Genomic DNA, 17,354 nt, shown 5'->3' with positions numbered 1-17,354 from the left:
CCCTGCATGCGTTACGACAACGGAGGCGAGCTGCTCGTCGCCGTCCTGCGAGAACTCGGCGTCGAGGTGGTCTTCGGGATCGTCAGCGTGCACAACCTGCCGCTGGTCGAGGCCGTCGACCGCGAACTGCGGTTCGTGCCCGTACGGCACGAGGCGAGCGCCGTCAACGCGGCCGACGCCTACGGCCGCTCCCGTGACGGCATCGGCTGCGCCCTCACCTCCACGGGCACCGGCGCGGGCAACGCCGCCGGATCCCTCGTCGAGTCCCTCAGCGCGGGCGCGTCCGTGCTGCACGTCACCGGACAGATCGAAAGCCGCTACCTGGGCGGTGGCCGGGGCTTCATCCACGAGACCAGGGACCAGCTCGGCATGTTGCGGGCCGTCTCCGCCCACGCCGCCGCCGTCGGATCGGCCGAGGACGCGGGGCGGGTACTGCGCGCCGCGGCCGCCGCCGCGCTGGCCACCCCCGGCGGGCCGGCCAGCGTCGAGTGGCCCATCGACCTCCAGTACGCCCGGCAGACCGACCGGAGCGAACCGCCCGCGCGGGCCGCGCTCCCGCACCCCGCCGGCAGCGGGCTGCGCGCCGCGGCCGAAGCGCTGGCCACCGCCCGCCGTCCCCTGGTGTGGGCAGGCGGCGGCGCGGGACGCGCGGGACGGCAACTGCGCACCCTGCTGGAGGCGACCGGCGCAGGGCTGCTGACCTCCAACTCCGGGCGCGGTGCCGTGCCCGAGGACCACCCGCAGGTCATCGGCAACTTCGCCACCGCACCCGCGGCCCGCGCCCTGCTGGCCGACGCGGACGTACTGCTCACCGTCGGCACCCACTTCCGCTCCAACGAGACCGCCGACTACGCCCTCGCCCTGCCCGCCACCCATCTCCAGATCGACGCGGACGCCGCCGCGCTGGGCCGCGTCTACCCGGTGACGCACCCGCTGCACGGCGAAGCGGCCCGCGTCCTGGCCGCGTTGACCGACGCGCTGCCCAGCGACGCGCGCCCGCAGGAGAGCTGGGGCGCCCGCGTGAGCGGCGTGCGCGCCGACGTACGCGCCGCGCTGCACGACTCCATAGGCCCCCAGGCCGCCGTCTGCGACGCGCTGCGCGCCGCGCTGCCGCGCCGGGCCGTGGTCGCCCGGGACGTCACCATCCCCTCCTCCAGCTGGGGCAACCGGCTGCTGGAGCTCTACGACCCGCGCGACAACGTCTTCCCGCGCGGCGGCGGCATCGGGCAGGGCCTGGGCATGGGCATCGGCGCCGCGCTGGCCCGCCCCGACGAGCCGACCGTGGTACTCGCCGGGGACGGCGGCCTCGCCGTGCACCTGGGCGAACTGCTTACCCTCGCCCAGGAACGCCCGCGCCTGACGCTCCTCGTCTTCAACGACGGCGGCTACGGGGTGCTGCGCAACATGCAGGACGCGTACGCCGAGCGCCGCAGCGGCGTCGACCTGTGCACCCCCGACTTCGCCGGGCTCGCCGCCGCCTGCGGCCTGCCGTACGCACGCGTCGCCGCGCCCGAGGAGGCCGCACCGGTCATCGGCGAGGCCGTCGCGGCGCACGGACCCACGCTCGTGGAGGTCGACCTGGTGGCGCTCGGCCCGATGAAGAACCCGTTCACCCCGCCCGTCAAGATCCCCGCCGCAGGCGCGTGAGGAGGCCGGCCATGACCGATACCACCGGGCCCGATACGGGCGAGGGCGGCGACGCCGTCCCGCTCGAACTGCTCGTCCACCGCATGACCTGGGAGGCCGACGGCGTCCTCTCCCTCGAACTCGTCCATCCCGACGGCAAACCGCTGCCCGCCTGGGCCCCCGGCGCCCACCTGGACGTGTCGAGTGGCGGCCACACGCGCCAGTACTCGCTGTGCGGAGACCCCCGCGACACCGACCGCTACCGCATCGGTGTCCTCGACGAGCCCGGCTCGCGCGGCGGTTCGCGGCACATCCACACCGCGCTGCGCCCCGGCCACACGGTGACCGTGCACGGCCCGCGCAACCACTTCGCGCTGGAGGCGGCCGAGCGCTACGTCTTCCTCGCCGGCGGCATCGGCATCACCCCGATCCTCGCCATGGCCCGCGAGGCAGAGCGCGGCGGCGTGCCGTACACCCTCGTGCACGGTGGCCGCACCCGGACCTCGATGGCGTTCGGCGCGGAGCTGGAGGCCCTGCGCGGCGGCACCGTACGGTGCGTACCGCAGGACGAGCAGGGCCACATCGACCTTCGGGCAGCACTCGGACAGCTCTCCGAAGGAACGCTCGTCTACTGCTGCGGTCCCGAGGGGCTGCTGGCCGCGGTCGCGGAGGCCTGCCCTGCGGCACAGCTGCGCCTGGAGCGGTTCGCGGCGCCCGCCGGGGGCCGAGCCGGGGCCCGGGACGGCGACGAGGAGACCTTCGAGGTCGAATGCCGCGCCTCCGGAGTCACCCTCGACGTCACCCCCGGCACCTCCATCCTCGACGCCGCGGAGGCCGCGGGGCTGCCCGTCGCCAGCTCCTGCCGCGACGGTATCTGCGGCACCTGCGAGACCCGGGTCCTCGACGGCACTCCTGACCACCGCGACTTCCTGCTCAGCGAAGCCGAACAGGCCGCGAACACCACGATGATGATCTGCGTCTCGCGGTGCGCCTCGGACCGGCTCGTTCTCGACATGTGACCCCTGCCCCTCGAACCCCGCTGGAGACAACCGATGAGCACCGCAGAGCACGCCTGGCCCTCCCTGGACGTCCACCAGTCCCGCAGCCACGAGCCCACCCCCTACGAGATGAAGCTCGCCCGCACCCTGGAGGAGGTCTTCACCCAGGACGGGCACGAACTGGCCGATGTCGTCGCCGGGCTCAACGCCCGCCAGGTCCGCACCCCCGACGGGCAGCCGTGGACCGAGGAGACCTTCACCGCCGAGATGCACCGCCTGGGAGCCTGACCATGAAGTACACCCCGCTGTCCACCGCCGCGGACGCCGAGCACATCTACGCCAACGGGCTGCGCAACCAGTGGCACCCGGTCGTGCCCTCCCACTTCGTCAGGCCCGGCGGGCTGCGCAAGGTCACGGCCCTCGGTGAGAACTGGCTGCTGTTCCGCCGCGCCGACGGCACCCTCGCCATGCTCGCCGACCGCTGCCCCCACCGCGGGGCTCCCCTCTCGCTGGGCCGGCACCTGGGCGACCGGATCGCGTGCTGGTACCACGGCGTCGAGATCGACCAAGGCGGCACCGTCACCTCCGTCCCCGGGCTGCCGGGCTGCGCGCTGGAGGGCCGCACGCTGGTGACCTCCCTGCCGGTGCGGGAGACCGGCGGGGCGATCCTCGCCTACTTCGGGGACGAGGAGCACCCCGAGCCGGTCCAGCTCACCCTTCCCGAGCCGCTGACCGACCCCGAGGTCTCCTCGTTCCTGTGCTACGCCGAGTGGGAGGTCCCCTGGCGGTACGCCATGGAGAACCTGCTGGACCCGATGCACGGCGCCTTCCTGCACCACGAGTCGCACACCATGTACGACGGCGACACCACAGCGAAGTTCCGCATCAGGGAGACCGAGCGGGGCTACTTCTTCGAGAAGACCGACCAGCGCGGCGTCAACTTCGACTGGGTCGAGCTGTGCCGCACGGGCGTCGACTGGGTCGACCTGTCGATCCCCTACCCGCCCTCGGCAGGGCCCGGCGGTCCCTTCGGCATCGTCGGGATGGCCTGCCCCGTGGACGCCGGGCGCACCGGGGTCTTCTTCTGGCGCTACCGCCGCGTCTCGGGCTGGCAGCGCGACACCTGGCACTTCCTGTACCGCACCCTGATCGAGGAGCGGCACTGGCAGGTGCTGGAACAGGACCGCGCGATGCTGGAGGCGATGCCGCGCGACGCCGACCAGCGCGAGAACCTCTACCAGCACGACCTCGGCGTTGTCCGGCTGCGCAGGCTCTACCAGGGCCAGGCCAGGGAGCAGGCGGGCCGGGACGGGAAGCAGGCGGGCCCGGCGAGGGAGCGGGCCGCGGCGAGCGGGGCTCAGGTCTCCCCGGCTCCTTCGGGAACCTCCGCGTCCAGCAGGGAACGCTCCAGCTTGGACAGCAGCCGGGCCAACTGACGGCGCTCGGCGGGTGAGAGACCGCCGAGCATCAGGCGCTCGTTGTCCAGATGCTCGGCGAACACCTCGTCCACCGTGGCCAGCCCCGCGTCCGTGAGCCGCGAGTAGACGATCCGCCGGTCCTCGGCGTCCCGCTCGCGCACCAGCAGCCCGTCCTTCTCCAGCCGGTCGATGCGCAGCGTCACGCCCGCCGAGGAGACCAGCCCGGAGTCGGCCAGCTGGCCCGCTGTCAGCCGGTAGGGCGCACCGGCCCTGCGCAGCGCCGTCAGTACGTCGAACCCGGCCACCGAGAGGCCGTGCCGCTCGATGGGGCCCTGCATCCGGGCGCTGTAGTGGAGGAAGGAACGATGCAGCCGGGCGAGCACCTCGAGCGGGGCGGTGTCCAGGTCAGGACGCTCCCGCGCCCAGTCCTCCACGATCCCCGCCACCGCGTCGCGCCGCCCCGCGGCCTTGCCCGCCGCCATACCGCCCCCTCGCCTCGTGTCCGTGACAGCGAGGAAATCTTAGCCCCTAAGTTTCGACGGCCGAGCGCCGCGAGGGCGCGCGTGCCGTACGGAGGGGGCGCCCGAAGACGACGCGTCCCGGACGGTGACGGTGCGCGCGGCCGCCCCCGACTCCCCGTCGGCTCCGCCGGTTCGGACCCGGCTCCGGCTCGGGCACCGGCTTGGGCACCGACTTCGGCTCACGGTTCGTGGAATGTTCTCACGGATCGGACACGGCACCAGACTCCAGGCCGGCGCGACGCCCCCGGCCCAGTGGCCGGGGGCGAAGGCACGAGGGAGAGCGGCTACCGCGCTCGGGCGGTCACACCATCGCCGTCCGCGGCATCACCCGCATCGGCAGCCGGTCCGGGTGTGCCACCGCAGAAGCGACCTCCTTCACGGAGTGTTCGGGCAGCGGCTCGAGCCGCCAGCGGGCCAGCACGGTGGCCAGTGTGATGACGATCTCCGCCCAGGCGAAGCCGTCACCGATGCACTTGCGGTTGCCGGAACCGAAGGGGATGTAGCCCTCGCGCGGTTGGCCCTGGCGGCGCTCGGGAAGCCACCGGTCCGGGTCGAACCGCTCCGGGGCCTCATAGAGGCGCGCGTCCCGGTGCAGGGCGTAGAGGCTGAACCCGATCTCGGTACCGACAGGGAGTTCGACGCCGCCGAGTTCGACGGGCGTGGTGACCCGGCGCATCAGCAGCGGGACGGAGTGCATGCGCGACACCTCGCGCAGCACACGGTCCATGTACTCCAGCTTGGGCACGTCCTCGAAGGTGACGGGCCGGTCACCGACCACGGACTCGATCTCGGCCACCAGGCGGTCCTCGACCTCAGGGTGGGTGGCCAGTTCGTGGAAGGTCCACGACAGCGTCGAGGCGGTCGTCTCCGTGCCGGCGAACATGATGGCGACCAGTTCGTCACGGACCTCACGGTCGCTGAGCGCCTCTCCGGTGTCGCTGTCGCGCGCGGCGAGCAGCATGGAGAGCAGGTCGTTGGCCTCCGGTTCCTCGTGCTCGCGGGAGGCCGCCACGACGTCGTCGATGACCTTGCGCAGACGGGTGGCTGCCGCGTCGAACTTCCGGTTGGCCGGGATCGGCAGCCGGTCCAGCAGCCTCGGCGTCACGGCGCGCAGCAGTGCGGTCTTCAGCAGGATCGGCACGTCGCGGCGGACGGCCACGGCAGCGGGCCGGCTGATGTCGGTGGAGAACATCGTCTCGGCGAGGGTGCCGACGGAGAACTCCGCCAACTCCTCGTCGACGGCGATCGTCTGGCGGGCGGACCAGCCCTCGGCCATGGCCGTGGCCCGGTCCGCCATCACGCGCGCATACTCGGCGATCCGCTTGTGGTGGAAGGCCGGCTGCATCAGCCTGCGGTGCGGACGGTGGATGTGCGAGGGCGCGGTCGGCAGGGAGTCGCCGACCAGGACCCGCGCCCTGACGAAGAAGCGGCCCTTGTCGACGTGGCGTGCCTTGGTCACCAGGAGTTCGTGTGTGAGGTCGGCGCTGGTGACGAAGTAGATCGGGAGGGTGCCGACGTCCACCCTGACCAGGTCGCCGGTCGATCTGAGGGACTGCATGAAGTCCAGCGGTCGCCGCAGCAGGGGGACGACGTGACCGAGCAGGGGCAGTCTTCCCGGGGCCCGGGGTATCGCGCGCAAGGCGGTGTTCACTTCGGTGCTCCTCTTCGTGACGCTCTCGGCGGTCGGTGCTCAGGCGCAGGAGCAGTGGTGGTGTCCGGCCATCGCCACGCGGTCGCGCGCGGGGCGGTGGGGAACGGGGGCGGCCCCCTCGCCGCCCGCCGGCTGCCTGTGGCGCGGGACGGGCGGCGCCGCGGGGACCGGTCCTCCGGGTCCCTCGGGGACGATGTCCCACCACCAGGAGACGGCCGGGATGTCGAGAGGTTCGGTGCTGTCGTCCGTGGGCGTGTCGCGGAACGTGGTGGGCAGATCGGCGGGGTCCTCGGGGGTGGTGTACCTGCGCGAGGAGATGCCCCAGTCCTGCGCGGCCCGTATGAAGGAGGTGAGGCTTGTCAGGTACTGGCGCAGTTGGGGGCTGCCGGAGGCGGCGAGGTGGGCGCTCAGCCTGAGGAACAGGCACATGACGCGGTCGCGTTGGGCGACGGCGGTCCGCAGGGCGTCCTCGGGGCTCATCGCCTGGTGGTGTTCGAGCACACGCAGCACGTTGAGGTAGTACTGCTGGCCCCGGGACTCCTTGTGGTAGGAGAAGAGGTCGTTGTCCCACGTGATGATGAAGTAGGCCATCTCGGCGGCGGCCCGCACGGACGTGCTGTCCCTCTCGTGCGGCTGGAGTTCGTAGCCGTAGCCCATCTCCAGCAGCGGCATCACGACGGACGTGGCACCGTCGTAGAGCCGCATCAGGGTGTAGTCGTTGAGGTCGGGGACGGTGCCCTTGCTGCGGTGCGAGGCTTCCCACACCACGGACAGGAAGTACTCCCGCAGCGCGTCGACCCAGCGGGCGATCTGGCCCGGTGTCGCATGCAGGTTCATGCGGTACCGCAGGTCCCGCAGCCCGGCGGCCAGCGAGTCGCCGGTGAGCATGGGGGCTTCCGGGTTCTGGGCTACGCGCAGCAGCCGGGAGAGTTCGGGGACGAGTTCCTTGGGGTCTGCGCCGAGTTCTCCCTCTTCGCAGTGGCCGTCGTCGACGCCGAAGAGCCAGAGGATGAAGTCGGCGAGCAGCGAGACGACCTCTTCGTCGCCGTCCGGGAGGATGCGGGCGGCGAAGGTTCCTATGTCGTGGCCGATGAGCTTCTCGCGGAGTTCACGCGAGCCGATGTCGAAGCTCTTCGCCCAGGCGGCGGTCTGTTGGTCGATCCGCTCGTGCCGGGGGTGTATCGCCGGGGAAATGGGAGAATAGACGGGAGGAACCAGTACCCCGTGCTCCACTATCGATCACCTCAGTCACTCCTGCGGCCGCGCCGCTTCCTTGCCCGGACACTCCTTGAGGGTCTGCCGACGGCGCGCCGGGGTTCCGGACACGGCGCCGCGCGCACGCCAGGATCCATGCCGAGGCCCGCCCCCGGGTGGGGGCGGGCCGACAGGTGGCACGGAGCGGATGACGCGACGTGACCCTCTTTGCTCATGTGTATCCATTGCCACAAGCAACCATTCACGCCACAGGAGACTCAGTAGGGCGCACTTGGCATATTCGGAACGGCAGCTGGGGTGATTCCGCCCCGGACGGGGAGAAGTCGGGCACCATCCCACGGGGACGCGCACGGACGCGTACCCGCTGGAACGCACGGGCGCCGGACAAGCCAGGCAGGTCGGACAGTCAGGCGCTCACCTGCCACGGCCGCGCAGCCGGCGCTTCACGGCCGCCCAGCCCGTCCCGCGTGCCGGCTCGGACGGTGACACGGCACCGGCGGCCGGCGCTTCCCCGGGAGGCGGCGGCCGCCGCGTCTGGGTGCCCACAGCGGCGCCGGGGACGGGCTGGGGCGGCGGCAGGGGCTGCCGGGCCGACATGGACGTCTCGCCGGGCCTCGCCCGCCCCGCCTGACGCGGCGGCGTGAACGAGGTGGGCAGCGCCACGAGCCGACGGGACATCAGGGCCGAGTCCCAGCGCAGCTCTTCATGAGGCACCGCGAGCCGTAGGTCGGGCAGGCGCGAGAGCAGCGTGTCAAGACCGGTGTCCGCGATGGCCCGGCCCAGGTCCCGGCCCGGGCACTCGTGCGGCCCGGCGCTGAACGCCAGATGGGAGCGGTTGCCGTGCAGCGGCACCGACAGGTCGGGACGGACCGCGGGGTCGACGTTGCCCGCCGCGAGCCCGAGGACCAGCATGTCGCCGGCCTTGATCTTCCGGCCGGCGAGCTGGGTGTCGCCCGTCGCCCACCTGCCGATGTTCGTCGTCATCGGCGGCTCGTCCCACAGCACCTGCTCCAGCGCGTCCGGCAGGGTCATGTGCCCTCCTGCCAGGGTCGCCCGGAAACGGCGGTCGGTGAGCAGCATCCGCAGCGTGTTCGCGATCAGGTTGACCGTCGGCTCGTTGGCGGAGACCAGGGTGACGCGCAGGTGCTCTCGCACCTCGTCGTCGGACAGCCCCGCCGGGTGCTCGATCAGCTTGGAGGCCACGTCGTGCGCAGGTTCCACGCGCTTGCGCTCCACCAGCCGCTGGAGGGTGTCGGTGATGAAGTCGTTGCTCTCGACCGCGGTCTCGGTGCCCTGGATCATGTCCTTGGCGGCCTTGACCAGCTGGGGTCCGTACTCCTCCTCCATGCCGAACAGCTGCGTGATGACGCGCAGCGGAAGCTGGTCGGCGAACTGCTCGACCAGGTCGGCCTGTCCGGCGTTCTCGAAGCCGTCGATGAGCTGGTGCGTGAAGCGGATCACGTACCGGCGGATACCGCGCGACTCGAAGCGCGACAGGCTGTCGGTGAGCGCCTGGCGCAGCCGCTGGTGCTCCATGCCGTCGGCGAACACGCACAGCGGCTGCCACGTGGTGAGCGGCGCGAGCGGGTGGTCAGGGGGGATCCTGCCCTCACGCATGGCGTGCCAGTAGCGCGAGTCCCGGGAGAAGAGCGAGGGCGTGCGGGCCACTTCGAGGTTCTCGCGGTGGCCGAGCACCAGCCAGACACGCACGTCGCCGGGCAGCAGCACCGGGGCCACAGGACCGTGCTCGGACCGCAGCTTCTCGTACAGCCTCATGGGGTCGGTGTCGGCCTCGGGACCGAAGAGGCGGCGCAGCCCGTCCGCGCCGCCGCCCGGCCCGGCACCCGCGGCGTGCGCGGGGCAGCCCGGCGGTGGGCCGGCCGGTGCGGCGCCCGCTCCGGCGCCGGGCTCGGGCCGCGGGAACGGCACATGCGTCTCCCGCCGCTCGTCCGAGGGGTTGGGGGGTTGCGGGGTCACGTCGCCTCCGAAGTCATGGCGAGGGAGTGCAGGTACTGCATCAGCGCCAGGAGGACGCCCTTGCTGGACTCCCGGTTCCGGGCGTCACACACCATGAGCGGCACCTCGTCGGTCAGGTCCAGCGCCTCACGCAGCTCCCCGTCGGTGTAGGACGGCGCCTCGTCGAACGCGTTGACGGCCACCACGAAAGGCGTCTGCGACTCCTCCAGGCGGCCGAGCACGTCGAAACTGGCCTCCAGCCGCCGGGTGTCGACGAGCACCACGGCCCCCAGCGCCCCGTCGAACAGGCCGTTCCACAGGAACCAGAAGCGCTGCTGCCCCGGGGTGCCGAACAGGTACAGGACCAGCTCGTCGTTGAGGCTGATGCGGCCGAAGTCCATGGCGACGGTCGTCATCGACTTGCGCTCGACGCCGGCGAGGTCGTCGACGCCGGTGCTGGCCTGCGTCATCGTCTCCTCGGTCGTCAGCGGCCTGATCTCGCTCACGGAGCGCACCAGGGTCGTCTTGCCGACGCCGAATCCGCCCACGATCACGATCTTGACCGCGGAGGTGGCCGACGCCGGCAGCGCGTCCTCGCTCCGAGGCCCCGCTGCCGTCTCAAAGGTTCTGGAGGCCATGGATCACCGCCTTGATGATGTCGATGTCGGGAAGGGCAGGGGCAGGGGCCCTGGCTTCCACACGTTCTTCGGCCAAGAGGTCGGCGAGCAGCACGCTGACGATGCTCACCGGGAGTTTCAGGTGTGCCGAGATCTCCACGACACTCAGCGGGGACGCGCACACCCGCAGGATCGACTCGTGCTCAGGCTGCATGCCGATCTGCGGCGGGGTACGGGAGACGATTAACGTGACCAGGTCGAGGCCGGTCTCGTCGAAGCCGCTGCGCCCGCCCGTCAGGACGTACAACCGCTCCGGACCGCCCTCGTCCCACTCCTCGCCCACCTGCGTCATCGCGCCAGCCGGTCGCCACGCGGGGGGCTGGTGAGGTGGGCGCCGATCCGGGTGACGAGGCCGCGCATGTGCTGACCGACGAGGCCCATGTCGACCCCCTCGTCGACCAGGACGACCAGGTGCGCCCCCTCGCCCGCCGCCATCAGATGCAGGAAGCCGCCGTCCAGTTCGATGACGACCATGCGCATGCTGCCGTTGCTGTGCGGGAACTCCTCGGCAGCCGCTCTGGCCAGGCTCTGAAGACCTGCTCCGATCGCCGCCAGCCGGTCGGAGGTGTCCTTGTCCAGCGGGCACTGCGCCATGCACAAGCCGTCCGACGACAGAAGGACGACATGGCGGGTCTGCGGGATGCTCTCCGCCAAGTCCTTGAGCATCCAGTCCATGTCGGGCTGCCGAACCATCGATCACTCACCTTCATCCGACGACTTGTCGCTGTGTTCCTGGGCGGCAGTCGTTGCCGATCGCTTGCCTGACAGGCCCTCCTGGAAGGCGCCCATCCACATCCCGGGCGCGGGCTCGCCAGACGTCGCCTCCTCCCGCTCGCTCTCCTCCACCGCGGGGGCACCGGCCCTCGCGCGGGCGGCGGTGGACCGGCCGCCACGGCGGCTGCGCCGTTGCGGCAGCCCACTGGCGGTGCGCTCGGCGACCTGCGGCGTCTCCTCTTCCATCAGCTCCTGCTCCCCGCGGCCGGAGGTCGGCAGTGTGTCCTTCCTGGCCGACGGCACGGACGCCACGGGCCGGTCCGCCGGACGCTGCCCTGAAGTGGCGCCGATGCCGTGGGCGCGCGCGCTCGCGGGCGCCGTGGTGATCAGCTCATGGGGGACGACGAGAACGGCCCGCACGCCCCCGTAGGCGGACGGTGCCAGCGACACCTGGAAGTCGTACTCCTGCGCCAGGCGCCCGACCACGGTCAGGCCGAGGCGCGGCGCCTCGCCGAGGTCGTTGAGGTCGATGCCCTCACGCGCGGTCTCCAGCATGTGCTCGGCGCGGGCCCGCGCCTCCTCGCTCAGCCCGAATCCGCCGTCCTCGATCTCGATGGCGATGCCCGCGTGCACCTCGCCCGCCGTCAGGTGGACGCGGGTCTGCGGCGGCGAGTAGCAGGTGGCGTTGTCCAACAGCTCGGCCAGCGCGTGGATCAGCGGCTCCACCGCGCGTCCCATGACGGCGACCTCGGCGACCGAGTGGAGCGAGACCCGCTGGTAGTCGGCGATCCGCGACATCGCGCCACGCAGCACGCTGTAGAGAGGCACGGGCTGGCTCCACTGCCGCCCGGGGCGGGCACCGCCGAGTACCGCGATGGTGTCGGCGAGCCGGCTGATCAGGGCGTTGCTGTGGTCCAGGCGCAGCAGGTCGGCGAAGAACTCGCGGCTCTGTCCGTGCCGTTCCTCCATCTCCCGCAGGTCGGTCGCCTGGCGGTGCACGATGGCCTGGACGCGGCGGGCGATGTTGACCACGCCGCGCTGCGCGGAGTCACGCAGCGACTCCTCGGCCCGCACCGCCTCGACCACCGAGCGCACCAACTCGTGGTGCGCCGCCTCGAACTCGGCCCCGAGCCCGGCCGCGGGGCCCGCGGAAGCGGCAGAACGCACCACGTTCTCGGCGAACTCGCCCCGGCGCAGCGCTTCCACCGCTTCGGGCAGCCGCTCCTTGGCCAACCGCACGGTCGCGGCCTCCTGCTCGTGCAGGTGCCGCTGGAGGGCCGCCTGGTCTTCCGCGTACCGGCTCCGCAGCGCCTCCAGCGCCCGGCCCCTGCGGGACAGTTCACCGGTGGTGAGCGCGACGGCGGCGGTCCCCACGACCCCGCACCAGATGACCGCGGAGCGCGCGTCGCCGGGGACCTGGGTGGCCGCGACGGCCGTGGCGAGGGCCATGGCGAGTGCGGGGAGCCACCACATCCAGGGCGGCGCGGACCGTTGACCTCCGGGCGACGAACCCGTGCGCATCATCAGCGTCCTCAAATCGTTCGACGGACTGGGCAAAGAGGCGATGTGGGCAGCAGCGAGTGCACCTCCGGTCCGCCGACGGGCTCGCCCCACCGTTTTGGGACCCGTGCAGAACTGGACGTGACCGGAGACCCGGTGACGCACCGTCATGCCGAGTCGCAGGCAGCATAACCGGAATGGATCACCACCGGACAAGCGAGGTCCGTTCCCGGTGTGCGCGCGCTGCCCTCGCAGCGGCGGACACGCCGTCACCGCACCCCGGCGTCACCGCCCCCTCATCGCGCTGCCACCGCGCTCTCAGCCCGCTGTCACCGTGCCGTGGCCGGTGACCTGTTCAGGCGGGCGGTCACGGCCGGGGGTTGGTGCGGTGCCAGCGCGGGCGCCCCTCACCGCCGCGGCGTCCTGCGACGGACGCGCAGCGGGGGCACACCCGCCGCACGCGGTCCGCCGCTCCCCCGGAGTCGGGGAGGATGTCGGGCCAGGCGATGTGGGCGAACCGTGTCAGCCGTGACCGGCTGAGCGAGAGGCCGCACACGGTCTGGTTCAGGCCCTGTTCCCAGGCGTGCACCTCGCCCGCGGGCAGGCGGCGGCCGTCTTCGTCGTCCACCCACTGCCCCGACGCGGCGACCGCGTACCGCTTCGTCGCTGCCATACCTGCTCGTGCCTCCCGGCGTGGTGGCCCGCGCGCGTTTCCCCTTCCCCGGTTCCCTCTCCGTCCCCCCCTGACGCGTCAGCGGCTGACGACGTGCCGCTCGTCCGGGACGCAGTGGGTCATGGTGAGGCCCGAGACGTCCCGCGCGGGATTGTCGCCCAGGTGCGCCAGCCGCTCGCGGTCCTCCTCCGTCAGGTCCTGGCCGGCCAGCGGCTCAAGACCAAGGACGTCGCCAGGACCGATACCCAGCCCCTCGCCGACGCGGAGGCCGAGTTCGTTCTCGACGAGCAGGAAATGCCACACCATCCGCTCCTGGACCGCGCGCTCGGCCTGGGAGATCAGGGCGACGAAGTTCTTCACCAGGTCGTCGCGCTCCCACTCCTCCAGCAGGCGGTACCGCTGGCCCGCCTGGAGGTAGTCGTTGGTGCGCGGAATGCGTTTGCGGGTGACCCGGCCCTGGATCACGGGCCCTTCGTCGTCGGTCGTCGGATACCGGCTTTCGCGCAGTCCGCCCATGACCGACGGCTCGTAGTTGACCTCCGGATTTCCCGCGTGCGGATCCTGCTCGTAGGCCATCATTCCGTCGCGCTGGTTGGTGTGCACGGTGGCGTTCTTGGCGCGGTTGACCGGAAGCTGAAGATAGTTCGGGCCGACGCGGTAGCGCTGCGTGTCGCTGTAGGAGAAGGTCCGGCCCACGAGCATCTTGTCGTCGGAGAAGTCCAGGCCGTCGACGAGGACACCGGTGCCGAAGGAGATCTGCTCGTTCTCCGCGAAATAGTTCTCGACGGTGCGGTCGAGAACCATGCGGCCCACCGGCCGGGGAGGGAAGTCCTGTTCGGGCCAGGTCTTCGTGTCGTCCAGGGGGTCGAAGTCCAGTTCCGGATGGTCGTGGTCGTCCATCATCTGGACGAGCAGTTCCCATTCGGGGTGGTCGCCGCGGCGGATCGCCTCGTACAGGTCGTGCGTCGCGTGCCCCAGTTCTCCGGCCTGGACGGCGGCCGCGTCCTCCTCGGTCATGCTGCGCACACCCTGCTTGGGCATCCAGTGGTATTTGACCAGGACGGTTTTCCCCTCGCCGTTCACCCATTTGTAGGTGTTGACGCCGAAGCCCTGCATGTGCCGGTAGTCGGCGGGGATACCGCGCGGGCTGAAGAGGTTGACGAGCATGTGCATCGATTCCGGGGTCTGCGACATGAAGTCGAAGATCCGTGCAGGCTTCTGCTCGTGCGAGACCGGGTCGGGCTTGAGCGCGTGGATGACGTCGGGGAACTTGATGGCGTCCCGGATGAAGAAGACGGCCAGGTTGTTTCCGACGAGGTCCCAGTTGCCCTCCTCGGTGTAGAACTTCACCGCGAAACCGCGCGGGTCACGGGCGGCCTCCGAGGAATCCCGGCCGCCGATCACGGTGGAGAACCGCACGGCCACATCGGTGCGCTTGCCGCGCTCCTGGAAGAGCTTCGCCCGGGTGTAGCGGCTGACCGGCTCCTGGCCCCAGGCGCCGTAGCTTTCGAAATACCCGTAGGCGGTCGCACCGCGGGCGTGCACGACCCGCTCGGGAATGCGCTCCCTGTCGAAGTGGCTGATCTTTTCCAGGAACTGGTAGTTCTCCAGCGTGGCAGGGCCGCGTGCGCCGACCGTCCGCTGGTTCTGGTTGTCATAGACCTTGTGACCCTGCCGGTTGGTGAGCACCGGACGGTCGTCACCGGGTGCGGATCCCTGGCTGGCTACGTCTGTCACTGCTCTTGGGTCCCTTCAGCACGCGAAGGCGCTCGGTCCGCGCCGCGGAGGAGAACTCGGGTGAACAGGGGTACCCGTTCGGGCGGCGGTGCCACAGACCTCACCGCATTGGTGCACTCGTTCGGCCCACACCACCGAGGAGCCCGTCAGCGGGGGAAGCCGACCGTGCGGGCTCAGGGGCCTTCGGCGGGCCGGACGGCCTGGAAGCCCGCGTCCAGCACCCGGCAGGTCTCCTCCAGCAGCCGCTCGCGCTCGGCCTCGCCGTATTCCGCGGTACGCATCGTCACCGTGAGCGCGGCGACTGCGGTGACGGCGCCGAGGCGCACGACATGGGAGTCCGCCGGCAGGCCGAGTCGCGCGGCGATGCCCGCCTCGACGGCGCCCACGACCTTGCGGGTCAGCTGGGTGGCCTGCGCGGCCACACCAGGACTGTGTGCCATGACCTCGCGCACGACGGTGGCGCGGCTGCCGGGCTCGGGCGCGAAGGCGGTGGTCGTCATGGCCCACAGCGCGGCCCGTACGGCGCTCTCCGCCCTGGGCCTGTCCACGATGAGGCCGACGAGGTACGCGTCGTCGGAGGCGTCCCAGGCGAGGAACGCCTCGTCCTTGGTCGCGAAGTGGTTGAAGAACGTGCGGCGGGAGACTCCCGCGTCGGCGCAGATGTCGTCGATGGTGACCTGGTCCCTGCCCCACCGGCCCGCCAGCTGGGTCGCCGAGTCCCGCAGGCGGGCGGTGGTCGCCCGCTTCCTGTACTCGCGCTCGCTCGGCGCCTGTCGTCGCGATGCACTCACGCTCTCGTCCCGTCGAAGTCGCCCGTCAGGCTCTTTGCACTCATTGCACTCTCCAGAGTACTCTCCTTCCGCGAGTGCAATGAGTGCACTGACGACACCTTGCAGGGTGCAGTCAGTGCACTGAGCGGGACTCGGCGCTGCACGGCCGTCCCCGCACCGAGCCGGCGCCGCCGACCCCCGAAGAGAAGGGCACACCATGACCGAATACGCGTTCAAGGAAGCTGGCCGCGAGCTGTCCAACTGGGGACGCTGGGGCGAGGAGGACGAGCTGGGCACGCTCAACTTCGTGACACCGCGGACGGTCAGGCAGGCCGTCGAGTCCGTGCGCACCGGCCGACGGTACGAGTTGAGCATCCCGGTCGGCTCCACAGGACCGCAGACCGGCTGGATGCGGCGGATCAACCCCGTCCACACCATGACGGTCACCCCGCACGACTTCACCGCGCCGGAGGGGCTCGTCATCAGCGACGACTTCATCGCCATGCCCCTCCAGTCCGGGACCCAGCTCGACGGCCTCACGCACGTCGGATACGACGGCTCCTTCTACAACGGAGTGCCGGTCGATACCGTCGCCCCGGCCCGCGGGGCGACCCGCAACGCCATCGACGCGACACTTCCCGGCTTCGCGGGCCGCGGCGTCCTCCTCGATGTCGCGGGACTCGACGGCGGGGAATGGCTGGAGCCGGGGCGCGCCCTGACCGCGGCCGATCTGGAGCGCGCCGAGGAAGCCTGCGGTACGCGGCTCAGGAGTGGTGACGCCCTGCTCGTGCGGACCGGCTGGATGCGCAAGGGGCTGACCCAGGGCTGGGACGGCTGGCTGGACGCCGAACCGGGGCTCGCCCCGGAGTGCGCCTCGTGGATCCACGAGCGGGAGGTGGCGATGGTGGCGGCCGACAACTGGGGGGTCGAGGTCCAGCCCGCCGGCGACGGCCTCGTGCCGCTGCACGCCATCCTGATCAGGGACATGGGCATGATGCTGGGCGAGATCTGGAACTTCGAGGAGCTCGCCGCCGCCTGCCGCACCGACGGCACCTGGGACTTCTTCTTGACGGCCACCGCCTTGCGCGTCACCGGCGGCGTCGGCTCCCCCGTCAGCCCGGTCGCGATCCGCTGAACCGGGCGAAGCCGTGGCGCGCCGGGTCGCTCAGACCCGGTCCGCGCCCACCCCGCGCGCCGCCCGCTCCAGACGGTGGCGGTACCTCTCCCACCAGGCGAGGTCGGCCGGCGGCATGTTGTCGTTCCCGTCCCGCAGCCCGGTGGCGCCGTCGACGAGTTCCCGCACGATGTCGGCGTGCCCCGCGTGCCGTTGGGTCTCGGCGAGCATGTGCACCAGAATCCGGTGGAGCGTCACCTCGCTCCGTTCGGCCGGCCAGTGCGGCACCCAGCCCGTGGCGTCCAGTGCCAGGCTCTCGATCGTCGTGTCCGCGTGCGCGCACACCCGGCGGTACCGCCCGACGACGTCCTCGCGCGATTCGTCCGCGGTCGCCCACATGTCCGCGTTGGGCTCTGCTTCCTGTGTCAGCGGGGGCAGCAGGTGGCCGGCGGGGCGCCCGAACGTATCGCCGAAGTAGCCCAGTTCGCAGTACGACACGTGCTTGACGAGCCCCAGCAGATTGGTGCCTGTGGGCGTCAGCGGGCGCCGGATGTCGTACTCCGACAGCCCTTCGAGCTTCCACAGCAGAGCGTCGCGGGCCGTCTGTAGATAACGGTGGAGATCCTTCTTCGGATCCGGTGCGGTCATGCCGGACAGCCAACCATCCTCACGCGCCCCACGTCCCCTCGTCGGCAGCACGCGCACCGTCCCACTTCTGCGCGCGGGCAGCACCGCCAGGCACCACCGCCGTGTCCGACCATGACCGTCTCATGTCCGAATGCAT

At 71.5% G+C, this 17,354-nt stretch carries 17 protein-coding genes; 5 read left to right on the top strand and 12 right to left on the bottom strand.

Going from position 1 to position 17,354, the window contains the following annotated elements:
• Positions 1-6 precede the first annotated feature (6 nt).
• From DQ392_RS09900 to DQ392_RS09885, 4 genes are read left to right on the top strand one after another with little or no spacing between them, the layout of a single operon-like run.
• Positions 7-1,647 carry a thiamine pyrophosphate-binding protein gene (locus DQ392_RS09900; protein WP_114015171.1) on the top strand — a complete coding sequence of 547 codons (1,641 nt, stop codon included), beginning with the start codon at positions 7-9 and terminating at the stop codon, positions 1,645-1,647.
• 11 nt (positions 1,648-1,658) lie between these two features.
• Entirely contained in the window at positions 1,659-2,645 is a 987-nt protein-coding gene (locus DQ392_RS09895) for a PDR/VanB family oxidoreductase (protein WP_114015170.1), read from the top strand.
• A 33-nt stretch (positions 2,646-2,678) separates the two neighbouring features.
• Positions 2,679-2,912: a recombinase-like helix-turn-helix domain-containing protein gene (locus tag DQ392_RS09890; protein WP_114015169.1), complete on the top strand. Its 234-nt coding sequence runs from the start codon at positions 2,679-2,681 to the stop codon at positions 2,910-2,912.
• A gap of 2 nt (positions 2,913-2,914) precedes the next feature.
• Positions 2,915-4,060: an aromatic ring-hydroxylating oxygenase subunit alpha gene (locus DQ392_RS09885; protein WP_114015168.1), complete on the top strand. Its 1,146-nt coding sequence runs from the start codon at positions 2,915-2,917 to the stop codon at positions 4,058-4,060.
• On the opposite strand, the gene DQ392_RS09880 is transcribed toward DQ392_RS09885, so the two are convergent.
• The 11 genes from DQ392_RS09880 to DQ392_RS09830 all read right to left on the bottom strand — a co-directional run bounded on the left by DQ392_RS09880 (position 3,982) and on the right by DQ392_RS09830 (position 15,477).
• Positions 3,982-4,524, bottom strand: a complete 543-nt coding sequence (locus DQ392_RS09880) for a MarR family winged helix-turn-helix transcriptional regulator (protein WP_114015167.1) — start codon at positions 4,522-4,524, stop codon at positions 3,982-3,984. The genes DQ392_RS09885 and DQ392_RS09880 overlap by 79 nt on opposite strands.
• A 340-nt stretch (positions 4,525-4,864) precedes the next feature.
• Complete coding sequence (locus tag DQ392_RS09875; protein ID WP_245981292.1) at positions 4,865-6,214, bottom strand: cytochrome P450; 1,350 nt, start codon at positions 6,212-6,214, stop codon at positions 4,865-4,867.
• A 39-nt stretch (positions 6,215-6,253) separates the two neighbouring features.
• The gene (locus DQ392_RS09870; protein WP_220182608.1) at positions 6,254-7,447 is read right to left on the bottom strand and encodes a selina-4(15),7(11)-diene synthase; all 1,194 of its coding nucleotides are present in this window, start codon (positions 7,445-7,447) and stop codon (positions 6,254-6,256) included.
• A gap of 396 nt (positions 7,448-7,843) precedes the next feature.
• Positions 7,844-9,358 (bottom strand): cytochrome P450, encoded by a 1,515-nt coding sequence (locus tag DQ392_RS09865; protein ID WP_114015166.1) that lies wholly within the window; start codon positions 9,356-9,358, stop codon positions 7,844-7,846.
• Between the two features lie 44 nt (positions 9,359-9,402).
• Positions 9,403-10,023, bottom strand: coding sequence for a GTP-binding protein (locus DQ392_RS09860; RefSeq protein ID WP_114015165.1), 621 nt, complete (start codon positions 10,021-10,023; stop codon positions 9,403-9,405).
• Positions 10,004-10,354 carry a DUF742 domain-containing protein gene (locus DQ392_RS09855; RefSeq protein ID WP_114015164.1) on the bottom strand — a complete coding sequence of 117 codons (351 nt, stop codon included), beginning with the start codon at positions 10,352-10,354 and terminating at the stop codon, positions 10,004-10,006. Before DQ392_RS09855 ends, DQ392_RS09860 begins: the two co-directional genes overlap by 20 nt.
• Positions 10,351-10,755: a roadblock/LC7 domain-containing protein gene (locus DQ392_RS09850; RefSeq protein WP_181856358.1), complete on the bottom strand. Its 405-nt coding sequence runs from the start codon at positions 10,753-10,755 to the stop codon at positions 10,351-10,353. Before DQ392_RS09850 ends, DQ392_RS09855 begins: the two co-directional genes overlap by 4 nt.
• Positions 10,756-10,758: 3 nt before the next feature.
• Positions 10,759-12,249 carry an ATP-binding protein gene (locus DQ392_RS09845; RefSeq protein ID WP_245981291.1) on the bottom strand — a complete coding sequence of 497 codons (1,491 nt, stop codon included), beginning with the start codon at positions 12,247-12,249 and terminating at the stop codon, positions 10,759-10,761.
• Positions 12,250-12,643: 394 nt separating this feature from the next.
• Positions 12,644-12,949 (bottom strand): hypothetical protein, encoded by a 306-nt coding sequence (locus tag DQ392_RS09840; protein WP_114015162.1) that lies wholly within the window; start codon positions 12,947-12,949, stop codon positions 12,644-12,646.
• A 78-nt stretch (positions 12,950-13,027) separates the two neighbouring features.
• Positions 13,028-14,686, bottom strand: coding sequence for a catalase (locus DQ392_RS09835; RefSeq protein WP_114015161.1), 1,659 nt, complete (start codon positions 14,684-14,686; stop codon positions 13,028-13,030).
• 173 nt (positions 14,687-14,859) lie between these two features.
• Positions 14,860-15,477 (bottom strand): TetR/AcrR family transcriptional regulator, encoded by a 618-nt coding sequence (locus DQ392_RS09830; RefSeq protein WP_181856357.1) that lies wholly within the window; start codon positions 15,475-15,477, stop codon positions 14,860-14,862.
• A gap of 196 nt (positions 15,478-15,673) precedes the next feature.
• Between DQ392_RS09830 and DQ392_RS09825 the strand changes: the two genes are divergently transcribed.
• The gene (locus DQ392_RS09825) at positions 15,674-16,591 is read left to right on the top strand and encodes a cyclase family protein (protein ID WP_114015159.1); all 918 of its coding nucleotides are present in this window, start codon (positions 15,674-15,676) and stop codon (positions 16,589-16,591) included.
• A gap of 30 nt (positions 16,592-16,621) precedes the next feature.
• Here the strand turns inward: DQ392_RS09825 and DQ392_RS09820 are convergent, their stop codons facing one another.
• Positions 16,622-17,218 carry a DinB family protein gene (locus tag DQ392_RS09820; RefSeq protein WP_114015158.1) on the bottom strand — a complete coding sequence of 199 codons (597 nt, stop codon included), beginning with the start codon at positions 17,216-17,218 and terminating at the stop codon, positions 16,622-16,624.
• Between the last annotated feature and the right edge of the window lie 136 nt (positions 17,219-17,354).

This window comes from Streptomyces reniochalinae (assembly GCF_003323735.1).
Classification (GTDB): domain Bacteria; phylum Actinomycetota; class Actinomycetes; order Streptomycetales; family Streptomycetaceae; genus Streptomyces; species Streptomyces reniochalinae.
This window is presented reverse-complemented; position numbering and strand designations above follow the sequence as displayed.